At 73.4% G+C, this 21,506-nt stretch carries 17 protein-coding genes and 1 riboswitch; of the genes, 5 read left to right on the top strand and 12 right to left on the bottom strand.

Going from position 1 to position 21,506, the window contains the following annotated elements; genetic code table 11:
* Positions 1 to 18 precede the first annotated feature (18 nt).
* Positions 19 to 852, bottom strand: a complete 834-nt coding sequence (locus ABD358_RS13505; RefSeq protein ID WP_344631201.1) for a sulfurtransferase — start codon at positions 850 to 852, stop codon at positions 19 to 21.
* 249 nt (positions 853 to 1,101) lie between these two features.
* Between ABD358_RS13505 and ABD358_RS13500 the strand changes: the two genes are divergently transcribed.
* Positions 1,102 to 1,917 carry a VOC family protein gene (locus tag ABD358_RS13500; RefSeq protein WP_344631200.1) on the top strand — a complete coding sequence of 272 codons (816 nt, stop codon included), beginning with the start codon at positions 1,102 to 1,104 and terminating at the stop codon, positions 1,915 to 1,917.
* 42 nt (positions 1,918 to 1,959) lie between these two features.
* Here the strand turns inward: ABD358_RS13500 and ABD358_RS13495 are convergent, their stop codons facing one another.
* The 4 genes from ABD358_RS13495 to ABD358_RS13480 form a co-directional block, all read right to left on the bottom strand.
* Positions 1,960 to 2,634 carry a thymidine kinase gene (locus tag ABD358_RS13495; RefSeq protein ID WP_344631199.1) on the bottom strand — a complete coding sequence of 225 codons (675 nt, stop codon included), beginning with the start codon at positions 2,632 to 2,634 and terminating at the stop codon, positions 1,960 to 1,962.
* Between the two features lie 72 nt (positions 2,635 to 2,706).
* Complete coding sequence (locus ABD358_RS13490; protein WP_344631198.1) at positions 2,707 to 3,906, bottom strand: alkaline phosphatase family protein; 1,200 nt, start codon at positions 3,904 to 3,906, stop codon at positions 2,707 to 2,709.
* Entirely contained in the window at positions 3,906 to 4,499 is a 594-nt protein-coding gene (locus tag ABD358_RS13485) for a DUF5998 family protein (protein ID WP_344631197.1), read from the bottom strand. The genes ABD358_RS13490 and ABD358_RS13485 overlap by 1 nt, the downstream gene beginning before the upstream one ends.
* A gap of 28 nt (positions 4,500 to 4,527) precedes the next feature.
* Positions 4,528 to 7,275, bottom strand: a complete 2,748-nt coding sequence (locus ABD358_RS13480) for a bifunctional acetate--CoA ligase family protein/GNAT family N-acetyltransferase (RefSeq protein WP_344631196.1) — start codon at positions 7,273 to 7,275, stop codon at positions 4,528 to 4,530.
* A 188-nt stretch (positions 7,276 to 7,463) separates the two neighbouring features.
* On the opposite strand from ABD358_RS13480, the gene ABD358_RS13475 reads away from it, so the two are divergent.
* Entirely contained in the window at positions 7,464 to 7,745 is a 282-nt protein-coding gene (locus ABD358_RS13475; protein ID WP_344631195.1) for an HPr family phosphocarrier protein, read from the top strand.
* 208 nt (positions 7,746 to 7,953) lie between these two features.
* On the opposite strand, the gene ABD358_RS13470 is transcribed toward ABD358_RS13475, so the two are convergent.
* From ABD358_RS13470 to ABD358_RS13455, 4 genes are all read right to left on the bottom strand, one after another.
* Positions 7,954 to 8,658: a GntR family transcriptional regulator gene (locus ABD358_RS13470; RefSeq protein ID WP_344631194.1), complete on the bottom strand. Its 705-nt coding sequence runs from the start codon at positions 8,656 to 8,658 to the stop codon at positions 7,954 to 7,956.
* A gap of 215 nt (positions 8,659 to 8,873) precedes the next feature.
* A complete protein-coding gene (locus tag ABD358_RS13465) occupies positions 8,874 to 9,749 on the bottom strand; it encodes a M23 family metallopeptidase (RefSeq protein WP_344631193.1) in 876 nt (291 codons plus the stop codon).
* A gap of 12 nt (positions 9,750 to 9,761) precedes the next feature.
* Positions 9,762 to 9,924: riboswitch (cyclic di-AMP (ydaO/yuaA leader) on the bottom strand.
* A 351-nt stretch (positions 9,925 to 10,275) separates the two neighbouring features.
* The gene (locus ABD358_RS13460) at positions 10,276 to 11,643 is read right to left on the bottom strand and encodes a M16 family metallopeptidase (RefSeq protein WP_344631243.1); all 1,368 of its coding nucleotides are present in this window, start codon (positions 11,641 to 11,643) and stop codon (positions 10,276 to 10,278) included.
* Between the two features lie 68 nt (positions 11,644 to 11,711).
* Entirely contained in the window at positions 11,712 to 13,091 is a 1,380-nt protein-coding gene (locus tag ABD358_RS13455) for a M16 family metallopeptidase (protein WP_344631192.1), read from the bottom strand.
* Between the two features lie 227 nt (positions 13,092 to 13,318).
* Here ABD358_RS13455 and ABD358_RS13450 point away from each other — a divergent pair, with 227 nt between their 5' ends.
* The gene (locus ABD358_RS13450) at positions 13,319 to 15,766 is read left to right on the top strand and encodes a DNA gyrase/topoisomerase IV subunit A (protein ID WP_344631191.1); all 2,448 of its coding nucleotides are present in this window, start codon (positions 13,319 to 13,321) and stop codon (positions 15,764 to 15,766) included.
* A 92-nt stretch (positions 15,767 to 15,858) separates the two neighbouring features.
* On the opposite strand, the gene ABD358_RS13445 is transcribed toward ABD358_RS13450, so the two are convergent.
* On the bottom strand, positions 15,859 to 16,905 hold the full coding sequence (locus ABD358_RS13445) for a CobW family GTP-binding protein (protein WP_344631190.1): 1,047 nt from the start codon (positions 16,903 to 16,905) through the stop codon (positions 15,859 to 15,861).
* 142 nt (positions 16,906 to 17,047) lie between these two features.
* Here ABD358_RS13445 and ABD358_RS13440 point away from each other — a divergent pair, with 142 nt between their 5' ends.
* Positions 17,048 to 17,950, top strand: coding sequence for a ferredoxin family protein (locus ABD358_RS13440; RefSeq protein WP_344631189.1), 903 nt, complete (start codon positions 17,048 to 17,050; stop codon positions 17,948 to 17,950).
* Between the two features lie 93 nt (positions 17,951 to 18,043).
* Here the strand turns inward: ABD358_RS13440 and ABD358_RS13435 are convergent, their stop codons facing one another.
* Positions 18,044 to 18,457, bottom strand: coding sequence for a DUF485 domain-containing protein (locus ABD358_RS13435; RefSeq protein WP_344631188.1), 414 nt, complete (start codon positions 18,455 to 18,457; stop codon positions 18,044 to 18,046).
* A 159-nt stretch (positions 18,458 to 18,616) separates the two neighbouring features.
* Positions 18,617 to 20,719, bottom strand: a complete 2,103-nt coding sequence (locus tag ABD358_RS13430; protein WP_344631242.1) for a DNA gyrase/topoisomerase IV subunit B — start codon at positions 20,717 to 20,719, stop codon at positions 18,617 to 18,619.
* A gap of 469 nt (positions 20,720 to 21,188) precedes the next feature.
* On the opposite strand from ABD358_RS13430, the gene ABD358_RS13425 reads away from it, so the two are divergent.
* The gene (locus tag ABD358_RS13425; RefSeq protein WP_344631187.1) at positions 21,189 to 21,419 is read left to right on the top strand and encodes a DUF7455 domain-containing protein; all 231 of its coding nucleotides are present in this window, start codon (positions 21,189 to 21,191) and stop codon (positions 21,417 to 21,419) included.
* Positions 21,420 to 21,506: the final 87 nt, after the last annotated feature.

Here is a 21,506-nt window from a genome sequence, read left to right as displayed (position 1 = left end):
CGCGGGGCCCGGCGGGTCTCAGCCGGGCTCGGGGCCCGTCGCCACCGGGCGGGAGGGGTCGGCGCTCCACTGCGACCAGGAGCCCACGTACAGCGCCGCGTCGATGCCCGCGACCGCCAGCGCGAGGACCTCGTGCGCCGCGGAGACGCCCGAACCGCAGTAGACGCCGACCTCGGTGTCCGCGTCGATGCCCAGTCCGGCGAAACGGCCCGCCAGTTCCGACGCGGGCCGGAGGCCGCCCCCCTCCGCGTCGTTCTCGACCGTCGGGGCCGAGAGCGCGCCGGGGATGTGCCCGGCGACCTTGTCGATCGGCTCCACCTCGCCCCGGTAGCGCTCGGCCGCGCGGGCGTCGAGCAGCACACCGGTACGGGCCAGGTCCGCCGCGCCGTCCGCGTCGAGCACGGGCACCGATCCCGGCCGGGGGGTGAAGTCGCCCTCGGGTGGGCGGGGGGTTTCGCGGGTCAGCGGGCCGTCCCAGGCCGCCAGACCGCCGTCCAGCACCCGTACGTCCTCGTGGCCGGCCCAGCGCAGCAGCCACCAGGCGCGGGCCGCCGCCCAGCCGTGGCCGCTGTCGTAGGTCACCACCGGGCGGTCGTGGCGGACCCCGGCCCGGCGCATCGCCGCGCCGAACACCTCCGGATCGGGGAGGGGGTGACGCCCCGTCCCCTCCCCCACCGGCCCGGCCAGTTCGGTGTCGAGGTCGATGTACACGGCGCCGGGCAGGTGGCCCGCCTCGTACGCGGGGCGGCCGGGTGGGCCGCCCAGTTCCCAGCGGACATCGAGCAGCACCGGCGGGGTATGAGTTCCGTTGAGTTCCTGCGCCAGCTGGGTAGGGGAAACGATGACTGCCATGGCCGTATCTTCGCGCGGCCGTGCGCTCCGCGTCCCGCTTCCCTCCCGGCGCGGCCCGCACCCGCGCGCGGAACACGCGAGGGAACGGGCGCGAGGCGGCGTGCCGGATGTTCCACCCCCTGGGGAGTCCCTTTCCCGGGTACGGCCCGGAGGGTTCCGGGACGGCGGATGAGAGCATGGGCACCGGCAGTGCGCGGACCATCACCGAACGACCGCATCGACGACGGTCACGAGGAGAGAAGTGAACAGATGACCGAGGCTGCGACCCGGTGCGCTCCGGGAACCCCCTGCTGGGTGAGCCTGCTGGCCGAGGACCCGGCCGCGAGCCAGGAGTTCTACCACGAGCTGTTCGGCTGGGAGTACCGGCCGGGTCCGGGGCCGGGAGGGGCCGGGCCGCACGCCCGCGCCGTACTCGGCGGACGCGAGGTCGCGTGCATCGGCCAGATGCCGCCCGGGCGGCAGTGCCAGGCCGCCTGGCTCCCCTACCTGGCGGCCGACGACACCGACGCGGCGGCGGACCTGGTCCGCATGTGCGGCGGAACGGTCGGGGTCGGGCCGCTGGACATGGACGGGACCATGCGCGTGGCGATCGCGGCGGACCCGGCCGGGGCGTCCTTCGGGATCCGGCAGGCGGGCACGCGTCCCGCGGCCCACATGGACGGCGGTCCGGGCACGGTGGTGTGGAACGAGCTGATCACCCGTCGGACGTCGGCCGTCGAGAAGTTCTACCGGACGGTCTTCGGCCTGGAGACCGGCCCCGCCGAGGGGACCGCGCCGGCGTCCGGCGAAGGGCCGGAGGGGGACGGGGAGTTCGGCTACCTCACCGTGACGGCGGGCGACCGGGTCGTCGGGGGCATCAACGGCATGGGCGCCTCGATGCCGCGCGACCGCGGCTCCCACTGGCTGATGTACGTCGAGGTGGAGGACACCGACGCGGTGGCGCGCCGGGTGACCGAGCTCGGCGGACGGGTGCTGACGGCCCCCCAGGACTCGCCCCGGGGGCGGCTGGCACGGCTCGCCGACCGCGAGGGGGCGCCCTTCGCGGTGATCCGCAGGGAGGGCTGAGCCCCGCCGGCGCCCGCGGCCGGCCCCGGCCCCTCCCCCCGATCAGCTCCGGGAGGGAGCCGGGGCCTCCACGCCGTCCACGGGCAGCACGTCCGGGGAGAGCGCGCCGGCCCGGGCCGTGGCGGCGGTGAGGCGGCGCCGGTGGTGACGTCGGCACAGTACCTCGTAGCCGACCTCCTCCCCGGTTCCCCCCACGTCCCCGACGACGACCTGGGCGCCCTCGACGACCATCCTCCCGCCGACCGTACGGGCGTTGTGCGTGGCCCGGGCGCCGCACCAGCACAGCGCCTCGACCTGGAGCGACTCGATCCGGTCGGCCAGTTCGATCAGCCGCTGGGAGCCGGGGAAGAGCCTCGTCCTGAAGTCCGTGGTGATGCCGAAGGCGAAGACGTCGATGCCCAGGTCGTCGACGACGCAGGCGAGCTGGTCCACCTGTTCGGGGGCCAGGAACTGCGCCTCGTCCGCGATCACGTAGTCCGTGCGGCCGCCCGCCGTCAGGTGCTTCACCAGATGGGCGTGGAAGTCGAACCCCTCGCCCGCCTCGACGGCCTCGGTGACCAGGCCGAGCCGGGAGGACAGCAGCCCCTCCCCCGCCCGGTCGTTGCGGGTGAAGATCATGCCCGACAGGCCCCGCGCCGAGCGGTTGTGCTGGATCTGGAGGGCGAGAGTGGACTTCCCGCAGTCCATCGTTCCGCAGAAGAAAACCAGCTCGGGCATGGGGGGTTCGGGACCTTTCGGCGGGTCGTCGGGGGCATGGCTCCACAGGGCGCGCGGCCCCGGGCACGGGTTCTAGGTGCGGACCTCGAGCAGGGGGACCAGCTGCTCGGCGGGCGTCATGGAGCCGTGCATGCCGACCAGCTCGGACTCGTTGGGCTCGCTCTCGGTGGCGACGACCGCGACGCCGTCGCTCATCGCGGCCACCACGTCGCCGATCCGGGCGCGCACCCGGTCGTCCACCCGCGGGCCGAACCAGCCGAGTTCGATCGCCTCGTCCCGGGTCGCCACCCACGCCCGGTCCCCCAGGACCTCGCGCCAGACGGCGTGGACGTCCCCCGCGGCGCCCGGCACGGCGTACAGGTGGCGGGCCCGGCCCTCGCCGCCGAGACGTGCCACGCCCGCGCGCAGCTCCCAGTCCTCGTCGAAGTCGTACCGCGCCTCGGGGTCGCGGGGGATGTCCACCATGCCGTGGTCGGCGGTGATGTAGAGGGCCGAGCGCGGCGGGAGCTGCTCGGCCAGGCGCTGGGCGAGCCGGTCGACGTACATCAGCTGGCCGCGCCAGGCGTCGGAATCCACACCGTAGCGGTGGCCGTTGCCGTCGAGCTCGGCGTAGTACGTGTAGACCAGCGAGCGGTCGGCCGAGCCCAGCCGGTCGGCGGCGAAGTCCATCCGCTCCTCGGCGGAGAGCCTGCCGTGGAAGGCCCCGCCGGACAGCGCGATCTTCGTGAGCGGGGTGTGCTCGAAGTGCGGCGCCGTGACCTGGCAGGCGGCGATCCCCGCCGCGTCGGCGAGCTGGAAGACGGTGGGGTAGGGCTGCCACAGGTACGGGTCGGTCCACGGCTGCCAGCGGAGCTGGTTCATCAGTTCGCCGGTCGCCGGGTCGAGCACGGTGTAGCCGGGCAGTCCGTGGGCCCCGGGGACCTGCCCGGTGCCCACCGAGGCGAGCGAGGTGGCGGTCGTGGAGGGGAAGCCCGCGGTGATCGGCTCCCCCGTGCCGCCGCGGGAGGTGGGCAGCAGCGAGGTCAGGAAGGGCGCCTCGTCGGGGTGGGACGCCAGCAGCTCCCAGCCCATGCCGTCCACGAGGAAGACGCAGACCCGGTCCGCCGGCTGGAGCTTCAGCCCCGACGTCACCCCCGGCACGCCCTGTCCCTCGGCCACGGCGGGGAGCAGGTCGGCCAGGGACGCCTCGCCGTAGCGCGGCACGGGGGCGGTGCGGGGGTCCAGGGGCACCGGGTCGTACGGGGCCGGGCCCTGCGCGGGGAACCGGGCCATCAGCGGGCGCCGGCGGTCGCCGCGGTGGCCTCGGAGAGCGCCTGTGCGAAGGCGAGCGCCTGGCGGACGGTGTCCGGCCCGTCGCCCGTCTCGCTGACGCGCAGCGAGAGGTCGTCGGCGGTGAGGGAACCCGTGTACCCGTGGTCCGCCTCGCAGTTGGGGTCGCCGCAGTTGGCGGGCTCCATGTCCAGGCGGGAGACGGCGCCCCAGCCGATGGTGAGGACCACCTCGCGGGGCAGGGTGCCCGGCGTGTAGGACTCGGGGTTGGCCACGACGCGGCTGAGCACGACGGAGGAGATCCGCTCCAGCTTCACCGATTCGGTGGAGGTCGTGGCGTACGGGGTCGGGGAGGTGCCGTCGGCGGGCTGCTCGTCGGTGTGGCTGACGATGAACCGGGTGTCGGTGAGCACCAGCACCGTGACGTGACGGCGCACCTCGTTGGAGTCGAACGTCGTCTCCTGGTGAACCAGATACGAGTCCACGGGCTCCCCGCCCACGGCGGATTCGACCGCCTCGGCCACGAGAGCCGGGTAGTAGCCGCTGCGCTCGATCGCCGCGCGCAGCCCCTGGGTCGTCGTACCGGTCTTCGCCATGCCGCCCATCCTACGGTGAGCGGGCGGCTCAGTACGCGGGCAGGCGGCGGGGCCCCAGGTCGGCCCAGGCGGGGTTGCCCGTGCCGAACGCCGCGGGAGCGTCGGCGACGCGGACGGCGGCGTCCAGGACGGTCAGGCCGCGTGCGGCGACCACCACCGGTTCCAGGTCCACGGAGACGATCTCGGGATGCTCGTCGACGAGCCGGGAGACGCGCAGCAGCAGCTCCTCCAGGGCGGCGGTGTCCACCGGCTGCGCCCCGCGCCAGCCGAACAGCACGGGCGCGGAGCGGATGGAGCGGACCAGGTCCGCGGCGTCCCGGTCGGTGACGGGGACGAGCCGGTGGGCGGTGTCCCCCAGCAGCTCGGAGGGCGGGCCGGCCAGGCCGAAGGAGAGCACCGCGCCGGTGGCGGGGTCGACGGCCGCCTTCACCACGGTGTCCACGCCGCGGGGGGCCATGGCCTGGACGACGGGCCTCAGTTCCGCGGGCCTGCCGAGCTGCTGCGTCATCTCGGCGTAGGCGTGCCGCAGCCCGGACCTGTCCGTGATGTCCAGCCGTACGCCGCCGAGGTCGGGCCGGTGGCGCAGGTGGGGGGCGGTGGTCTTCAGGGCGACGGGGTAGCCGAGCCGCCGCGCGGCGGCCAGGGCCGCGCCCATGTCGGGGGCGGGCAGGGCGCGCTGCACGGCTATGCCGTAGTGCCCCAGCAGCTCGGCCGTCTGCTTCCCGCTCAGCGGCACGCTGTGCCGCGGATCGCGCTCCCGCTCCAGGACGCGGGCGAGGAGGGCGGCGGCGGCCGCCTCGTCGACGTCGTCGTACTCGGGCACCCGGCCGGGGGTCCGGGCCCGGTTCCGCCACGTCGCGTAGCGGACGGCCTCCGACAGGGCGTCCACGGCGCGCTCGGGCGAGGGGTAGGCGGGCAGGCCGTGCTCGGCGAGCGCGGCGTCCAGGCCCTCGATGGCCAGGTGGACGATGACCACCGGTTTGGCGTCCGCCCCGGCGTCCCCGGCCTCCCCGACCGCTCCGCGCAGCGCCCCGGCCAGTTCGGCCGCGCCCCACCCTCCCCGGGGGTCGTCCACCCACGGGATCGCGGTGACCACGACGGCGTCGGTGGCCGGGTCCTCCAGCGCCCGGCGCAGGGCGGCCCGGAAGTCGCCGGGCATGGCCTCGGTGGTCAGGTCGGTGACGGGCTGGGGCCGCAGCCCCCGGGCGAGGCAGGCGTCGTAGGTGAGCAGGCACAGCGACTCGGCATTGCCCAGGATGCCCACGCGCGGGCCCGCCGGCAGCGGCTGGGCGGCCAGCAGGACCCCTGCGTCGACGAGCTCGGTGACCGTGTCGACGCGGATCACCCCGGCCTGCCGCAGCAGCGAGGAGACCGTGGCGTCGGGGGTGCGGCTGACGGGGACGACGTGTCCGGGGGGCGGGGCGCTGGCGTTGTGCCGGGCCCCCTTGACCACGACGATCGGCTTGCGGGCGGCGGTGCGCCGGGCCAGGCGGTTGAACTTCCTCGGATTGCCGAAGGACTCCAGGTACATCAGGACGACGTCGGTGTCGGGGTCGTCGTCCCAGTACTGGAGGACGTCGTTGCCGGAGACGTCGGCGCGGTTCCCGGCGGAGACGAAGGCGGAGACGCCGCCGAGCCCGTGGCCCCGGCGGTGGAGGGCGTCGAGCACGGCGATGCCGATCGCGCCGGACTGGGTGAACAGGCCGATGCGCCCGCGCTCGGGGGTCTCGGTCGACAGGGTCGCGTTGAGCCGGACGCCGGGGGCGGTGTTGATCACTCCGAAGGCGTTGGGGCCGATGATGCGCATCCCGTACGAGCGGGCCCGGCGGACCAGTTCGCGCTGCTCGCCGCGGTCGAAGTCGGCGGAGAGGACGACCAGGCCCTGCACGCCGCGCTCGCCGCACTCGGTGACGACGCCCGGCACCCGCTCGGCGGGGACGGCGACGACGGCCAGGTCGACGGGCTCGGGGATCTCGCGCACCGACCGGTGGGCGGGCACCCCCTCCACCTCGGCCGTCTCCTGCGGAAAGGCCTGGTTGACGGCGTAGACGCGGCCGGTGAAGCCCGCCTCGCGCAGACTCGCCAGGACGGTGCGCCCGGCGCCGCGCGGCCCGCGGCTGACCCCGATGACGGCGACCGAGCCGGGGGACAGCAGCCGCTGCACGGAGCGGGCCTCGGCGCGCTGCTCGCGGGCCCGCATCACGGCCACCGACTGCTCGGTCGGCTCGATCCCGAAGGTGAGGTGGACCGTGCCCTCCTCGAAGCTGCGCTTCTGCGAGTAGCCGGCGTCCGTGAAGACCTTGACCATCCTGGTGTTGGCCGGCAGCACCTCGGCGACGAAGCGGCGCACGCCGCGCTCGCGGGCGCAGGCGGCGATGTGCTCCAGCAGGGCGGAGCCGACACCGCGCCCCTGGTGGTCGTCGCGGACGAGGAAGGCGACCTCGGCCTCGTCGGCGGGGAGGGAGGCGGGGCGGCCCGTGCCGTCGATGCGGTCGTAGCGGACGGTCCCGATGAACTCGTCGCCGACGACGGCGGCCAGGGCGACCCGGTCGACGTAGTCGTGGTGGGTGAACCGGCGCACGTCGCGGTCGCTGAGATGGGGGTAGGGGGCGAAGAAGCGGTAGTACTTCGACTGGTCGGAGACCTGTTCGTAGAACCGGACCAGGCGGTCGGCGTCGTCGGGGGCGATGGGACGGATCCGGGCCGTGCCACCGTCCCGCAGCACCACGTCGGCCTCCCAGTGGGCGGGGTAGGCAGGCTCGGTCGGCGTCCGCATGAGGTCAGCCTAGCCACCGGCACCCCGGTTCGCGGCCCCCGGCGGGGGCTTCGGCGGGACGTCCGCGGGGAGCGCGGGCGGGCGCGCGGGCCGGGCGGGGAACGGGCCGGGGGCGTCCCTTGCCCCGCCCTGTCCTTCCCGTGTGCAAAGCTGGCCCGGACAGCCGATCCGACCCGAAGGACGACACCATGGCTGAGCGCCGCGTCACCGTCGGCTGGGCCGAGGGCCTCCACGCCCGTCCCGCCGCGATCTTCGTCCGTGCCGTGACCGCGTCCGGCATCCCCGTCACCGTGGCCAGGCCCGGGGGCGATCCGGTCAACGCCGCCTCGATGCTCTCGGTCCTGGGGCTGGGCGTGGAGGGCGGCGAGGAGGTCGTGCTGGCCTCCGGCGCCGGGGACGCCGACACCGCCCTGGACCGGCTGGCGAAGCTGGTCTCCGAGGGCCTGGACGAGCTCCCCGGGACCCTCTGAAGAACGCAGGAGGACACAGGAGGACGGCCGGGAGGAGCACGCCGGGCGGAAGGCGCCGCGGGAGGCTCCGGGAGAAGACAGCGGAAAACACCGCGGGAGGCGGCGGGGCATTGCGCTCCGCCGCCTCCCGTAATATCCGGGGGAATCACCCGGTCAATTCATCCGTGTGTTTTCCGCCACGGACACCCTCATGGATATACGTCCGCCGTTACGGATTACCGCTTCCCGTGTTGAGGGAATGTTTCGTCCTTCTCACGGCGGCCCCGCCGCGGGAGGCTCGCACGGCCACCGGACGCTGCTCGCGGCGGACGGCGACGGAGCGCTCCACGTGCGAGACCGCCAGGGCCCTCGCCCGCTCCGCGTCCCCGCGGGCGATCGCGTCCACGATGGCGCCGCGCTCCCGCCAGACGTCCGGGACCCGTACCGCCGGCTCCGCGGCGTAGACCCAGGTGATCTTGCGGCGCAGTTGCGTGAGCAGTGCGGCCAGGGTCGGGCTGCCGGACGCCCGGGCCAGGGTGTCGTGGTACCAGTCCCCCAGGACCCGCAGGTCGGAGAGGTGGCCCTGCTCGGCGCGCTGCTGCCCCAGACGGACCAGGCCGCGCAGCACCCCCAGCTGCGCCTCGGTGCGCCGCCGGGCCGCCCGGGCGGTGCCCAGCGGCTCCAGCAGGGCCCGGACGTCGAGCAGGTCGGCCGCCTCCTGCTCGGTGGGTTCGGCGACGCAGGCGCCCGCGTGCCGGCGGGTGGTCACGAAGCCCTCCGACTCCAGGGTGCGCAGCGCCTCGCGCACCGGGATCCGCGAGACGCCGTAGCGCCTGCCGAGCAGTTCCTCGGTGAGCCGGGCGCCGGGCGGGAAGAAGCCGGAGACGATGTCGTCGCGGACCGCAGTGCACACCATGTGCGCCGAAATGCGCATGGGCCGACCTCCGCCGTCGTCTCCGCGTTTCCGATGGCTCCGCAGACTCGAACTGTATTCCACCGCCACGGAAATTCCGATGCCCACCGGAGAACAGGCGGAAAACATGCCTCCCGGCGCGGGCCCGCCGGACGCGGAGGCGCCCCCGGCCGTATGGCCGGGGGCGCTCGATCTCCGCGGTCGCGTCCGTGTCGCTCCGGGGTCCCGTCCGGGGATCAGCGGACGTCGACGCCCTTGGCCGCCAGGTAGGCGACCGGGTCGATGTCGGAGCCGTAGTAGGCGCCGGTACGGGCCTCGAAGTGGAGGTGCGGACCGGTGCTGTTGCCGGTGGAGCCGACCGCGCCGATCTGCCGGCCGCCCTCGACCCGCTGGCCGGGGCTCACGCTCGTGGCGGACAGGTGGCCGTACTGGGTGTAGCGGCCGTCGTCGTGGCGGATGACGACCTGGTTGCCGTACGCGCCGCCCCAGCCGACCGTCACCACGGTGCCCGGGCCCACGGCCCGCACGGGGGTGCCGGAGGCGGCGGCGAAGTCGACGCCGCTGTGCGTGCCGGAGGACCAGGAGGCGCCGGCCTGCTTGTACAGGGTGGTGGTGTTCACGCCCGCGACCGGGTCGACGTAACCGCTCGCGGCACGGCGCTCGGCGGCCCGCTCGGCGCGGCGCTCCTCGGTCGCGGCGCGCTCCCGGGCGGCCTCCTCGGCCGCGGCGGCCTTGCGCGCGGCCTCGCGCTCCTTGGCGACCTTCTCGGCCTTGGCGGCCTTGGCGGCGGCGATCTCCTCGGCCTTCTCGCGCGAGACGTCGGCCGCGCGCTGCTGCGCCTCGGCCTGGGCCCGGACGTCGTCGGCGATCGTGTCGCCGACGGCCATCGCCTGCGCGAAGCCCAGGGCGTAGGTCTTGTGGGTGTCGCCCGAGTCGGCGACGGCGGGGGTGGCGATGGTGCCCACCACGCCGGTGGCGGCGAGGGTGGCGGCTCCCAGCAGGCCGGCGCCCGTGCGGACGGCGCGGCCGGAGAGCTGGTGCTTCTCGGAGAGCTTCCCGGTGAAGGCGGTGACCTTCTCGGTGACCTTCTCGGTGGCACGGGTGAACGCCATGTGCGGCGTGCTCCTTTCCTTCCGTGTCGCCTACCGGGTTAGCTGACGGGTTCGGAGCAGGAAGGTCTCCTACGAGCACTCGGCTCGATTCACCCCGGTGGGATACCCCTCGCGCGCTGGAGGCGGAGGGTGGGTCCCCGGCTCCCCCAGACGGGGGACTCGGCGATGCGCAGGCCGGCGGCCACGGACGTGGGCGCTTCTGACGGCCAACGGATTCGAAGCTAAACGGCCACGCTTGAGCAAGCAAACAAATCGGGCATTTTGTATCTCATGCCACATCCCGCTTCCACCGGAAGCGCCAATCCGCCCATGACAAAGGCCCTTGATATGACAAGCACACCAAGGGCCCCGGTCCTGAGGGGACTTGCCGGCCGCCCGAACGTGACGGCCGCCACTTCCCCGATGTGGCGGCCGTCACCTCCGGTGTGCCGCGGCCCTCTTGAACCCGTGACGGCCGTCACCCCGGGCGCGCCGCGACCCCTTCCGGGCCGTGACGGCCGTCACCACCGGATCGTCCGGCTCCCCCTCAGTCGGTGACGACCGTCACCTCTCCGATCCCCAGGTCCCGCACCGGGCCGGCGATCTGTGACGCGTCCCCCACCAGGACCGTCACCAGGCGGTCGGCCGGGAAGGCGGCGACGACCGCCGCCGTCGCCTCCACGGTGCCGGTCTCGGCGAGGCGGGCGTAGAGCTGCGCCTGGTAGTCGTCGGGCAGGTGCTGCTCCACCTGATCGGCGAGGGTGTCGGCCACGGCCGCCGCCGTCTCGTACCGCAGCGGGGCGACACCCACCAGGTTCTGCACGGCCGCGTCCCGCTCCGCGTCGGTGAGGCCCTCCTCGGCCAGGGTGCGCAGCACCTGCCACAGGTCGGCCAGTGCGGGCCCCGTCACATCGGTGGCCACCGAGCCGTTGATCGCCAGCAGGGAGGCGCCGGTGCCGTCCGGGGCCGACCGCAGCACCTGGGCGAAGGCGCGCACGCCGTAGGTGTAGCCCTTCTCCTCGCGCAGCACCCGGTCCAGGCGGGAGGTGAGCGTGCCGCCCAGGCAGTACGTGCCGAGCACCTGGGCGGGCCAGACGCGGTCGTGCCGGTCCGGGCCGACCCGGCCGATGAGGAGCTGGGTCTGCACCGAGCCGGGACGGTCGACGATGACCACCCGGCCCGTGTCGTCGGCCGTGATCGGCGGCACCCGCAGGGGCTCCGCGGAGGTACCGGTCCAGGCGCCGAGGGTGTCGGCGAGCGACTTGTCCAGGTCCACCCCGGTGAAGTCGCCGACCACCACGGCCGTGGCGGCCGAGGGCCGCACGTGCGTCTCGTAGAAGGAGCGCACGGCCGCGGCGTCGATGCGCTCGATGGTCTCCTGGGCGCCCTGGCGGGGACGGGAGAGCCGGGAGGCGCCCGGGAACAGCTCGCCGGAGAGCGCGATGGCCGCCCGGCGGGCGGGGTTGGCCAGCTCGTGCGGGATCTCGTCCAGCCGGTTGCGCACCAGCCGCTCGACCTCGCTCTCCGGAAAGGCCGGGGCACGCAGCGCGTCGGCGAGCAGGCCGAGTGCCTTGTCCAGCCGGGAGGCCGGGACCTCCAGGGAGACCCGCACCCCGGGATGGTCGGCGTGCGCGTCCAGGGTGGCGCCGCAGCGCTCCAGCTCGGCGGAGAACTCCTCGGCGCTGTGCCGGTCGGTGCCCTCGCTGAACGCGCGGGCCATGATCGCGGCCACACCCTCCAGCTCCCGGGGCTCGGCGTCCAGCGGCGCCCGGAGGCTGACCTCGACGGCGACGACCTTCTGCCCGGGGCGGTGGCAGCGCAGCACGGTCAGGCCGTTGGACAGCTCGCCGCGCTCGGGGGCCGGAAACGCCCACGGCTTGGGCTGCCCGCCGCTGGGCTGGGGGTGGAACTCCATCGAGACGCCGTTCTCCGGGTGCTCGGACTTCTTCTCGGACTGGTCGGGGGACTGGGCAGCGGCGTCGCTCACTGGGCGGCCTCCTGGTCGTCGTCGGTGTCGGAGACGGTGGCACCGTCGGCGACGTCGGCCGCGGTGTCGGGGGCGGTCGCCTCGGTGGGCTCGTAGACCAGCACCGCGCGGTTGTCGGGGCGCAGCCGGGCCGCGGCCACCTCGCGGACCTCGTCGGCGGTGACCTGCAGCACGCGCTCCACCGCGGTCAGGGCGAGCTGGGGGTCGCCGAACAGCACGGCGTACCGGCACAGTTCGTCGGCACGGCCGCCGACCGTGGCCAGCCGGTCCAGCCACTCGCGCTCCAGCAGGGCCTGGGCACGCTCCATCTCCTCGGGCGTGGGCCCCTCGGCTGCGAAGCGGGCCAGCTCCTCGTCGACGGCCCGCTCGATGTCGGCGATCTCGGCGTCGCCGGAGGTCTTCACGTCCAGCCAGCCCATCGAGGGCGCGCCCGCCAGCCGCAGCATGCCGAAGCCCGCGGTGACGGCGGTGCGGTCGCGGCGGACCAGGCGGTTGTGCAGGCGGGAGGACTCGCCGCCGCCGAGCACGGTCAGCGCCAGGTCGGCGGCGTCCGCCTCGCGGGTGCCGTCGTGCGGCAGCCGGTAGGCGGCCATCAGCGCCCTGGAGGGCACCTCCTCCCGCACGACCTGCTTGATCTCCTCGCCGATGACGTCCGGCAGCGTGCCGTCGCGCGGCGGCCGCTTGGCGTCGTGGGAGGGGATGGAGCCGAAGTACTTCTCGACCCAGGCGAGCGTCTGCTCGGGGTCGATGTCGCCGACGACCGCCAGCACGGCGTTGTTCGGCGCGTAGTAGGTGCGGAAGAAGTCCCGCGCGTCCTCCAGGGAGGCGGCGTCCAGGTCGGCCATGGAGCCGATGGGGGTGTGGTGGTACGGGTGGCCCTCGGGGTAGACCATCGCCGTCAGCTTCTCGAAGGCCGTGCCGTAGGGCACGTTGTCGTACCGCTGGCGTCGTTCGTTCTTCACCACGTCGCGCTGGTTCTCCATGGACTCCTCGTCCAGGGCGGCCAGCAGCGAGCCCATGCGGTCGGCCTCCAGCCACAGCGCCAGCTCCAGCTGGTGGGCGGGCATGGTCTCGAAGTAGTTGGTGCGCTCGAAGCTGGTGGTTCCGTTGAGCGAGCCGCCGGCGCTCTGCACGAGCTCGAAGTGGCCGTTCCCCTTCACCTGGGCCGACCCCTGGAACATCAGGTGCTCGAAGAGGTGCGCCAGACCGGTGCGGCCCTCGACCTCGTGGCGGGAGCCGACGTCGTACCAGAGGCACACCGCGGCGACCGGCGTCAGGTGGTCCTCGGAGAGCACCACGCGCAGGCCGTTGGACAGGCGGTGCTCGGTCGCTGTCAGGCCGCCGGCGGTGGGCGGGGGCGTGGCCGTGTGAGCCATGGGCAGGGAGTCCCTTCGATCGCGATCGCGGACCGCGTTCTCACAACGCGTGTGTGGTCACTGTATGCAAGCGGCCCGACAAAGCGCGAAGTTCCCGTACGGTTCGGGGCGGGGATCCGGCTGTCGGTGCCGAGGTCCACAATGGTCACCGTCCGCGCCCCGCCCGGCGGGAGCCGGCACAGCCCGCACCAGCGAGAAGCAGTACGCAAGAAGGAGTCGCAGCCGCGATGGCCCGCCGCAGCACGAAGACCCCGCCCCCCGGGGAAGAGTTCGAGGAGCGCATCCTCGACATCGACGTCGTCGACGAGATGCAGGGCTCCTTCCTGGAGTACGCCTACTCCGTCATCTACTCCCGCGCCCTGCCCGACGCGCGCGACGGCCTGAAGCCGGTCCACCGGCGGATCCTGTACCAGATGCACGAGATGGGGCTGCGGCCCGAGCGCCCGTTCGTCAAGTGCGCACGCGTCGTCGGCGAGGTGATGGGCAAACTCCACCCGCACGGCGACAGCGCCATCTACGACGCGCTGGTGCGCATGGCGCAGCCGTTCTCGATGCGGCTGCCGCTGGTGGACGGGCACGGCAACTTCGGCTCCCTGGGCAACGACGACCCGCCCGCCGCGATGCGGTACACCGAGTGCCGCTCCACCCCGGCGGCCGGGCTGATGGTGGAGTCCATCGACGAGGAGACCGTCGACTTCGCGCCCAACTACGACGGCAGCGAGTCCGAGCCCGCCGTCCTCCCGTCCGCCTACCCGAACCTGCTGGTCAACGGCGCCTCGGGCATCGCGGTCGGCATGGCCACCAACATGCCCCCGCACAACCTGGGCGAGGTGATCGCCGCCGCCCGGCACCTGATCAGGTACCCCGGCGCGGACCTGGAGACGCTGATGCGTTTCGTGCCCGGCCCGGACCTGCCCACCGGCGGCCGGATCGTCGGGCTGGACGGGATCAGGGACGCGTACACCAAGGGCCGCGGCACCTTCAAGATCCGCGCCACGGTGTCCGTGGAGAACGTGACCGCGCGGCGCAAGGGCCTGGTCGTCACCGAACTGCCCTTCAACGTCGGCCCGGAGAAGGTCGTCTCCAAGATCAAGGACCTGGTCAACGGGAAGAAGATCCAGGGCATCGCCGACGTCAAGGACCTCACCGACCGCCAGCACGGGCTGCGCCTGGTCATCGAGATCAAGAACGGCTTCAACCCCGAGGCCGTGCTGGAGCAGCTCTACAAGCTCACGCCGATGGAGGAGTCCTTCGGCATCAACAACGTGGCCCTGGTCGACGGCCAGCCGCTGACTCTGGGCCTGAAGGAGCTGCTGGAGGTCTACGTCGACCACCGCTTCTCCGTGGTGCGGCGGCGCAGCGAGTTCCGGCGCGGCAAGCGGCGGGACCGGCTGCACCTGGTCGAGGGCCTGCTGGTGGCGCTGGTCGACATCGACGAGGTCATCAGGATCATCCGGTCCAGCGAGAACGCCGCGCAGGCCAAGGAGCGGCTGATCGAGCGGTTCGGCCTGTCCGACGTCCAGACGCAGTACATCCTCGACACCCCGCTGCGCCGCCTGACCAAGTTCGACCGGCTGGAGCTGGAGGCCGAGCGCGACCGGCTGAAGGCCGAGATCGACGAGCTGACCACCATCCTGGAGTCCGACGCCGCCCTGCGGAAGCTGGTCTCCTCGGAGCTGGCCGCGGTCGCCAAGAAGTACGGCACCCCGCGCCGCACCCAGCTGCTGGAGTCGGCGGACGTCCCGGCGGCGGCCGTCCCGCTCCAGGTCGCGGACGACCCGTGCCGGGTGCTGCTGTCCTCCACCGGTCTGCTGGCCCGCACCGCGGGCGGCGAGCCCGTCCTCGACTCCTCCGCCAAGCGCCGCAAGCACGACGTGATCGTCTCGGCCGTTCCCGCCACGGCCCGGGGCGAGGTGGGCGCGGTGACCTCCCTGGGCCGCCTGCTGCGGCTGTCCGTCGTCGACCTGCCCCAGCTCCCGGAGAACTCCCCGCCGAACCTGGCGGGCGGCGCGCGGTTCACCGAGTTCCTCTCCCTGAAGGAGGGCGAGGAACTGGTCTGCCTCACCACGCTGGACGAGTCCTCCCCCGGCCTGGCGCTGGGCACCGAGCAGGGCGTGGTGAAGCGGGTGGTGCCGGACTACCCCGCCAACAAGGACGAGCTGGAGGTCATCACCCTCAAGGAGGGCGACCGGATCGTCGGCGCGGTGGAGCTGCGCACCGGCGAGGAGGACCTGGTCTTCATCACCGACGAGGCGCAGCTGCTGCGCTTCCCGGCCGGGCAGGTGCGGCCGCAGGGCCGCCCGGCGGGCGGTGTGGCGGGCGTCAAGCTGGGCCAGGGCGCGAAGGTGATCTCCTTCACCGCCGTCGACCCCGCCTCCGACGCGGTGGTCTTCACGGTCGCGGGCTCGCGCGGCACCCTGCTCGACTCGCTGGGCACGGCCAAGCTGACACCGTTCGACCAGTACCCGCGCAAGGGCCGGGCGACGGGCGGGGTGCGCTGCCAGCGCTTCCTCAAGGGCGAGGACTGCCTCACGTTCGCCTGGGCCGGTGCCGCCCCCGCCCGCGCGGCGGACGCCAAGGGCTCACCGGTCGAGCTGCCCGAGGCGGACCCGCGCCGCGACGGCTCGGGCATCCCGCTGGCCAAGCAGGTCTCGGCGGTCGCCGGTCCGGTGTGACGGCACCGGCCTCACCGGCCTCACCGGTTTCCCGGAGCCCCCGCCGCGGTGCGCGGCGGGGGCTCCGCGGTACCGGGGGGCCGGGGGCGGCCTCAGGGGCGCGTGTAGCGCAGGACGCCCCACATGCTGTCGGGGCCGGCCTCCTCGGGGGAGCCGGTCCTCTCGCAGGCCGCCAGTTCCCCGCGGACGGCTCCGGCGTCGATGCCCGAGCCGATCAGCACCAGCCGCGTCACGCGCGGCTCGTCGCGTCCCCACGGCCCGGGTGTGAAGCGCAGGAAGCGGCCGACCGCGTGGACGGTGAACTTCTGCCGGTGTCCGGGCACGCCGAAGTGCACGAAGCCCTTGATGCGGTAGAGGCCCTCGGGCCTGCCGTCGAGGAACTCCATGAGCCGGCGCGGGTCCACGGGCCGGTCGGTGGTGAACTCCACGCTCTCGTAGGCCGTGTGGAAGTGGGCGCCGTGCCCGCCGTCCTCCTGCTCCCGCAGCTCGGCCCACACGTCCTCGAAGGAGAGCTGCCGTACGGCCCGCGTCTCCTCCTGCCGGGGGCGCCGGTCGAAGAGCAGTTCCGGGTCGACGCGCCCGTGGACGGCGGTGACGACGGGCGCGCCCCGGCCCAGCCGCCGCAGTTCGCCCCCCAGGGCCTCCAGCTCGTCCTCTCCGACGCGGTCGGCCTTGTTGAGCACCACCAGATCGGCCAGGGCGAGGTGCCGTTCGATCTCCGGATGCGCGGCCCGGGTGGCCTCGAACTCCGCCGCGTCGACGACCTCCACCAGCCCGCCGTAGACGGCGCGCTCGTCGGTGCCGGCGAGGATCATCCGGACCAGTGTCTCCGGCTCGGCCAGACCGCTGGCCTCGACGACGATGACGTCGATGCGTGCCGAGGGACGGGTGAGCCGGGCCAGCATCTCGTCCAGGTCGTCGGTGTCGACGGCGCAGCACAGACAGCCGTTGCCCAGGGAGACCATCGAGTCGACCTGTCCCGCCACCGCCATGGCGTCGATCTCGATGCTGCCGAAGTCGTTGACGACCACCCCGATGCGGGTTCCCCCGCTGTGGGAGAGGAGATGGTTGAGCAGGGTGGTCTTCCCCGAGCCCAGGAACCCCGCCAGGACGACGACCGGGATCCTCTTCGTGACCAAGCTCGCGCCTCCATCGTGCGGGTGCGTGCGGGTGCGTGCGGGTGGCAGTCCTGCGGGACGGCTGCCGATCGTAGCCGACCGCCCGGCGCCGGCAAGGTGGTCGGGGAGAACGCCGGGCACCGCGGAGATTAGGCTCGCCTGTGTGAGTACCTGCTCGGCCGCTTCCCAGGCCCTGTCCGAACCCCTCGCGGCCACCGCCGCGACGGCCCGGACCTGGCTGCTCGTCGAGCAGCCCGGGCCGTGGGGCGCCAAGGCCGTCTCCCACAGCCACCTCGATCCGGACCTCGGCCGCGCGCTGGAGCGGGCCGCCAAGGGCACCGGGGTGCGGATCGCGCTGATCCGCCGCCCGGGCCGCCACCCGGACCGCCACGGCCCCTCCCACCACCGGGTCTATCTCGCCCACACCCTCCCCGGCCGCTCCTGGGTGCGCACCTGTGTGCTTCCCGATCCGGAGGCGCTGCGCGACCTGGACATGACGGCCCTCGGCGAGGGGGACCACGGCGGTCTGTGGGAGCCGTACGCCGGCGACCCCCTCGCGCTGGTGTGCACCAACGGCAGGCGCGACCGCTGCTGCGCCCTGCTCGGCCGCCCGCTGGCGGCCGAGCTCGCCGCCTCCGACGCCGGTGAGGTCTGGGAGATCACCCACCTCGGCGGCCACCGCTTCGCCCCCACTCTGCTGACCCTGCCCCACGGCTACACCTACGGCCGGCTGGGCGGCCACGCCGTCAAGGACGTCCTGGACGGCGTGCGCCGCGGCCGTGTCGTCACCACGGGCTGCCGCGGCCGGTCGGCGTGGGAGCGCCCGGGGCAGGCGGCCGATCTGGCGGTCCGCGGGCTGACGGGCGAGGCGGGGGCCGACGCCCTGACGGTCTCCCGCACCGAGGGCACCGCTCCGGAGTGGACCGTCACGGTGGACCACCTCGACGGCCGCTCCTGGCGCGTCACGGTCGCCGAGGACACCGCCGTGCCGCCCCTGCCCGCCAGTTGCGGAACCTCCCCCGCCCCTCAGCCCCGGATGACGGTCACGTCGATCGCACCGCGGTGAGCCGGCGAGCCCTCCGGGCGCCGGCCGGAGGGCCCAGGAGGCAGGAGGGACGTCCGGCCGGCTCCCGATGAAGCCCGGCCGGGGGGAAGGCGGTCACCGGACCGCTCCGCTCCGCCCGCCACCCGACTCGCCGGACGGGTCCCCGACGCGCCGGCGCGGGCGGGTGTGCCGGACGTACGCCCGGGCCAGCAGGGACACCGCGGAGAACTGCGCGAGTCCGGCGAGGAACCCCACCGTGAGCGGTCCGCCACCCAGAGGGCGGCCCATCAGGTCCGGCGCGGCGGTGGCGGTGACCGCGTACGCCGGGCACCAGACGAGGAAGGCCACGGCGGCGGGCAGCGCGAAGCGGCGCCGACGGCGCGCCGTCCGGCCCGAGGGGGCCGCGCGGGCGCCGGTGCGGTCCTCCGGCCCGGCGCCGGGCCGCTCCGGGACGGTCCCCGCGGGATCCTCGGGCCTCCCGTCCCGGCCGGAGGCGAAGGCGTCGTACCAGGGGTCGTCGATCCGCATGCCCCAGGATGGCCGGATTCGCGACACCCATGCCGGGGCAATCAGGGCTTCTCACCCTTTCAGGGGGTGCCCCGGGAACCGGGAACCCGGACCGCAGGAAGACGCCGTCCCCGCTCCGGGCGGCTCCGGGAGCGGGGACGGCGCGGGCGGCCGGGGCCGTCAGATGTCGATCCGGGAGCGGTCCATCGTCGCCGCCGAGGTGGTGATGAACTCCTTGCGCGGCGCGACCTCGTTGCCCATCAGCAGGTCGAAGGTCCTCTCGGCGGCCTCCAGGTCGCTGATGTTGATGCGCCGCAGGGTGCGGTGGCGCGGATCCATCGTCGTCTCCGCGAGCTGGTCGGCGTCCATCTCGCCCAGGCCCTTGTAGCGCTGGACGGAGTCCTTGTAGCGGATGCCGCGGCTCTCCAGCTCCAGCAGCGTCTGGCGCAGCTCGTTGTCGGAGTACGTGTAGATGTACTTGCTCTGCCCCCGCTTGGGGTTGACCAGCTCGATCCGGTGCAGCGGCGGAACCGCCGAGAAGACCCGGCCCTGCTCGACCATCGGCCGCATGTACCGCTGGAAGAGCGTCAGCAGCAGGCAGCGGATGTGCGCCCCGTCGACGTCGGCGTCGGCGAGGAAGATCACCTTGCCGTAGCGCGCCTGGTCGATGTCGAAGGTCCGGCCGGATCCCGCCCCTATGACCTGGATGATCGCCCCGCACTCGGCGTTCTTCAGCATGTCGGAGACGGACGACTTCTGGACGTTGAGGATCTTGCCCCGGATCGGCAGCAGCGCCTGGAACTCGGAGTTCCGGGCGAGCTTGGCGGTGCCCAGCGCCGAGTCGCCCTCGACGATGAACAGCTCGCTGCGCTCCACGTCGTCACTGCGGCAGTCGGCGAGCTTGGCCGGGAGCGAGGAGGACTCCAGCGCGGTCTTGCGGCGCTGGGCCTCCTTGTGCTGGCGGGCGGCGATGCGGGTGCGGGCCGCGGCCACGACCTTCTCCAGCACCGCGCGGGCCTGCTGCTTGGCGTCGCGCTTGGTGGAGGTCAGGAACGCCTTCAGCTCCTTGGCGACGACCTGGGCGACGATCCTGGAGGCCGCCGAGGTGCCCAGCACCTCCTTGGTCTGCCCCTCGAACTGGGGCTCGGCCAGCCGTACGGTGACGACCGCCGTCAGACCCTCCAGGGCGTCGTCCTTGACGATGTCGTCCTCCGCCACGCGCAGCAGCTTGGCGGAGCGCAGCACCTCGTTCACGGTCCGGGTGAGCGCCCGCTCGAAGCCGGCGACGTGGGTGCCGCCCTTCGGCGTGGCGATGATGTTGACGAACGACCTGACCGTGCTCTCGTACCCCGTCCCCCACCGCAGCGCGATGTCGACGCCCAGGTCACGAGTGACCTCGGTGGGGATCATGTGGCCGCGCTCGTCCAGGACCGGGACGGTCTCCTTGAAGGTGCCCTGCCCGGTGAGGCGCAGCACGTCGCAGATCGGCCTGTCCTGGGCGAGGTACTCGCAGAACTCGCTGATGCCGCCCTCGTAGTGGAAGACCTCCTCGGCGGGCGGGGCACCGTCGATTCCGCGCTCGTCGCGGACGACGATGGTCAGGCCGGGCACGAGGAAGGCCGTCTGGCGTGCGCGGGCGTGCAGGTTCTCCAGGGAGAACCTGGCGTCCTTGAGGAAGATCTGCCGGTCGGCCCAGTACCGGACCCGGGTCCCGGTCCGGTCCTTGGGAACCTTCTTGCCCTTGCGCAGACCGCTCGCCGGATCGAAGGGGGCGTCCGGGCCGGGCTCGGTGAAGATCCCGGGAACACCGCGCCGGAAGCTCATGAAGTGGGTGCGTCCGCCTCGGTCGACCTCGACGTCGAGACGGGCGGACAGGGCGTTGACGACGGACGCGCCGACGCCGTGCAGACCGCCGGAGGCGGCGTACGAGCCGCCTCCGAACTTTCCGCCGGCGTGCAGCTTGGTCATCACGACCTCGACGCCCGACAGCCCCGTCTTGGGCTCGACGTCGACGGGGATGCCGCGGCCGTTGTCCCGCACCTCGACCGAGCCGTCCTCGTGGAGGATCACCTCGATGTGGTCGCAGTAACCTCCGAGGGCCTCGTCGACGGAGTTGTCGATGATCTCCCAGAGGCAGTGCATGAGGCCGCGGCTGTCGGTGGACCCGATGTACATGCCGGGCCGCTTGCGCACCGCCTCCAGCCCTTCGAGGACGAGCAGGTGCCGCGCGGTGTAGCTGGAGCCGTCGCGGTCCGCCCCCGTCAGCAGGGCGGTGGACGGCATGGGGGTCCCCCTGCCGGAGGCCAGGGGAGTCTCGGCGGTCACGCGGTTCGCTCCTCGCTGAATTTCGCTGGGGATGGCTGTCTTGCGGGTCAGAGGGTACCGAGGCTCAGGAGAGCCGAGGTGATGCCACCCAGGAGAAGGCCCATGGTAACCCAGCGTCGACAACGTGTTCGATAACTCGTTCGGGTGACGTGTACATCACGTTCCCTTCCGGGCATGAACCATCTAGGCTCCGGGCACGTCCTCAGGAACAGACCGGGAGACCGGCTCCGGAGGAGAAAACCGAACAGACAACGCAAGACGGCAAGGATCAACACATCTCTGTAAACGGCTCATTCGCCGCCAACCCGGCAACATGTCAGCCACCTCACACAGAGATTTTCGAGGAAAAGCCACGAGCGGGAACGTTTTCGGCCTGGTTGGATGTTGACCCTGGTACGACAGCTCGTCGAGCTAGAGAAGAGGCGACGTGACTACTGTTCTGACCCCCGCGAGCCCGCTGACGGCCGCTGACCGCTGCGATCGCTGCGGCGCCCAGGCATACCTGCGTGTTGTGCTCGCCAGCGGTGGAGAGCTGCTGTTCTGCGCCCACCACGGCCGCAAGTTCCAGCCGGAGCTCAAGAAGATCGCCGCGGAGATACAGGACGAGACGGAGCGGCTCAACACCACCTCCGCGAGCGAGACCGACGGCGAGCACTGACGGCAGACCCGGCGGCACCCGCGTCCCCATCCGACGAGCTCGGACCGGCACAAGGCCGGACGCGACGGGCGGTCACTCTCGCCGGGA

Source organism: Streptomyces glaucosporus, from assembly GCF_039533345.1.
Taxonomy (GTDB): Bacteria; Actinomycetota; Actinomycetes; order Streptomycetales; family Streptomycetaceae; genus Streptomyces; species Streptomyces glaucosporus.
This window is presented reverse-complemented; position numbering and strand designations above follow the sequence as displayed.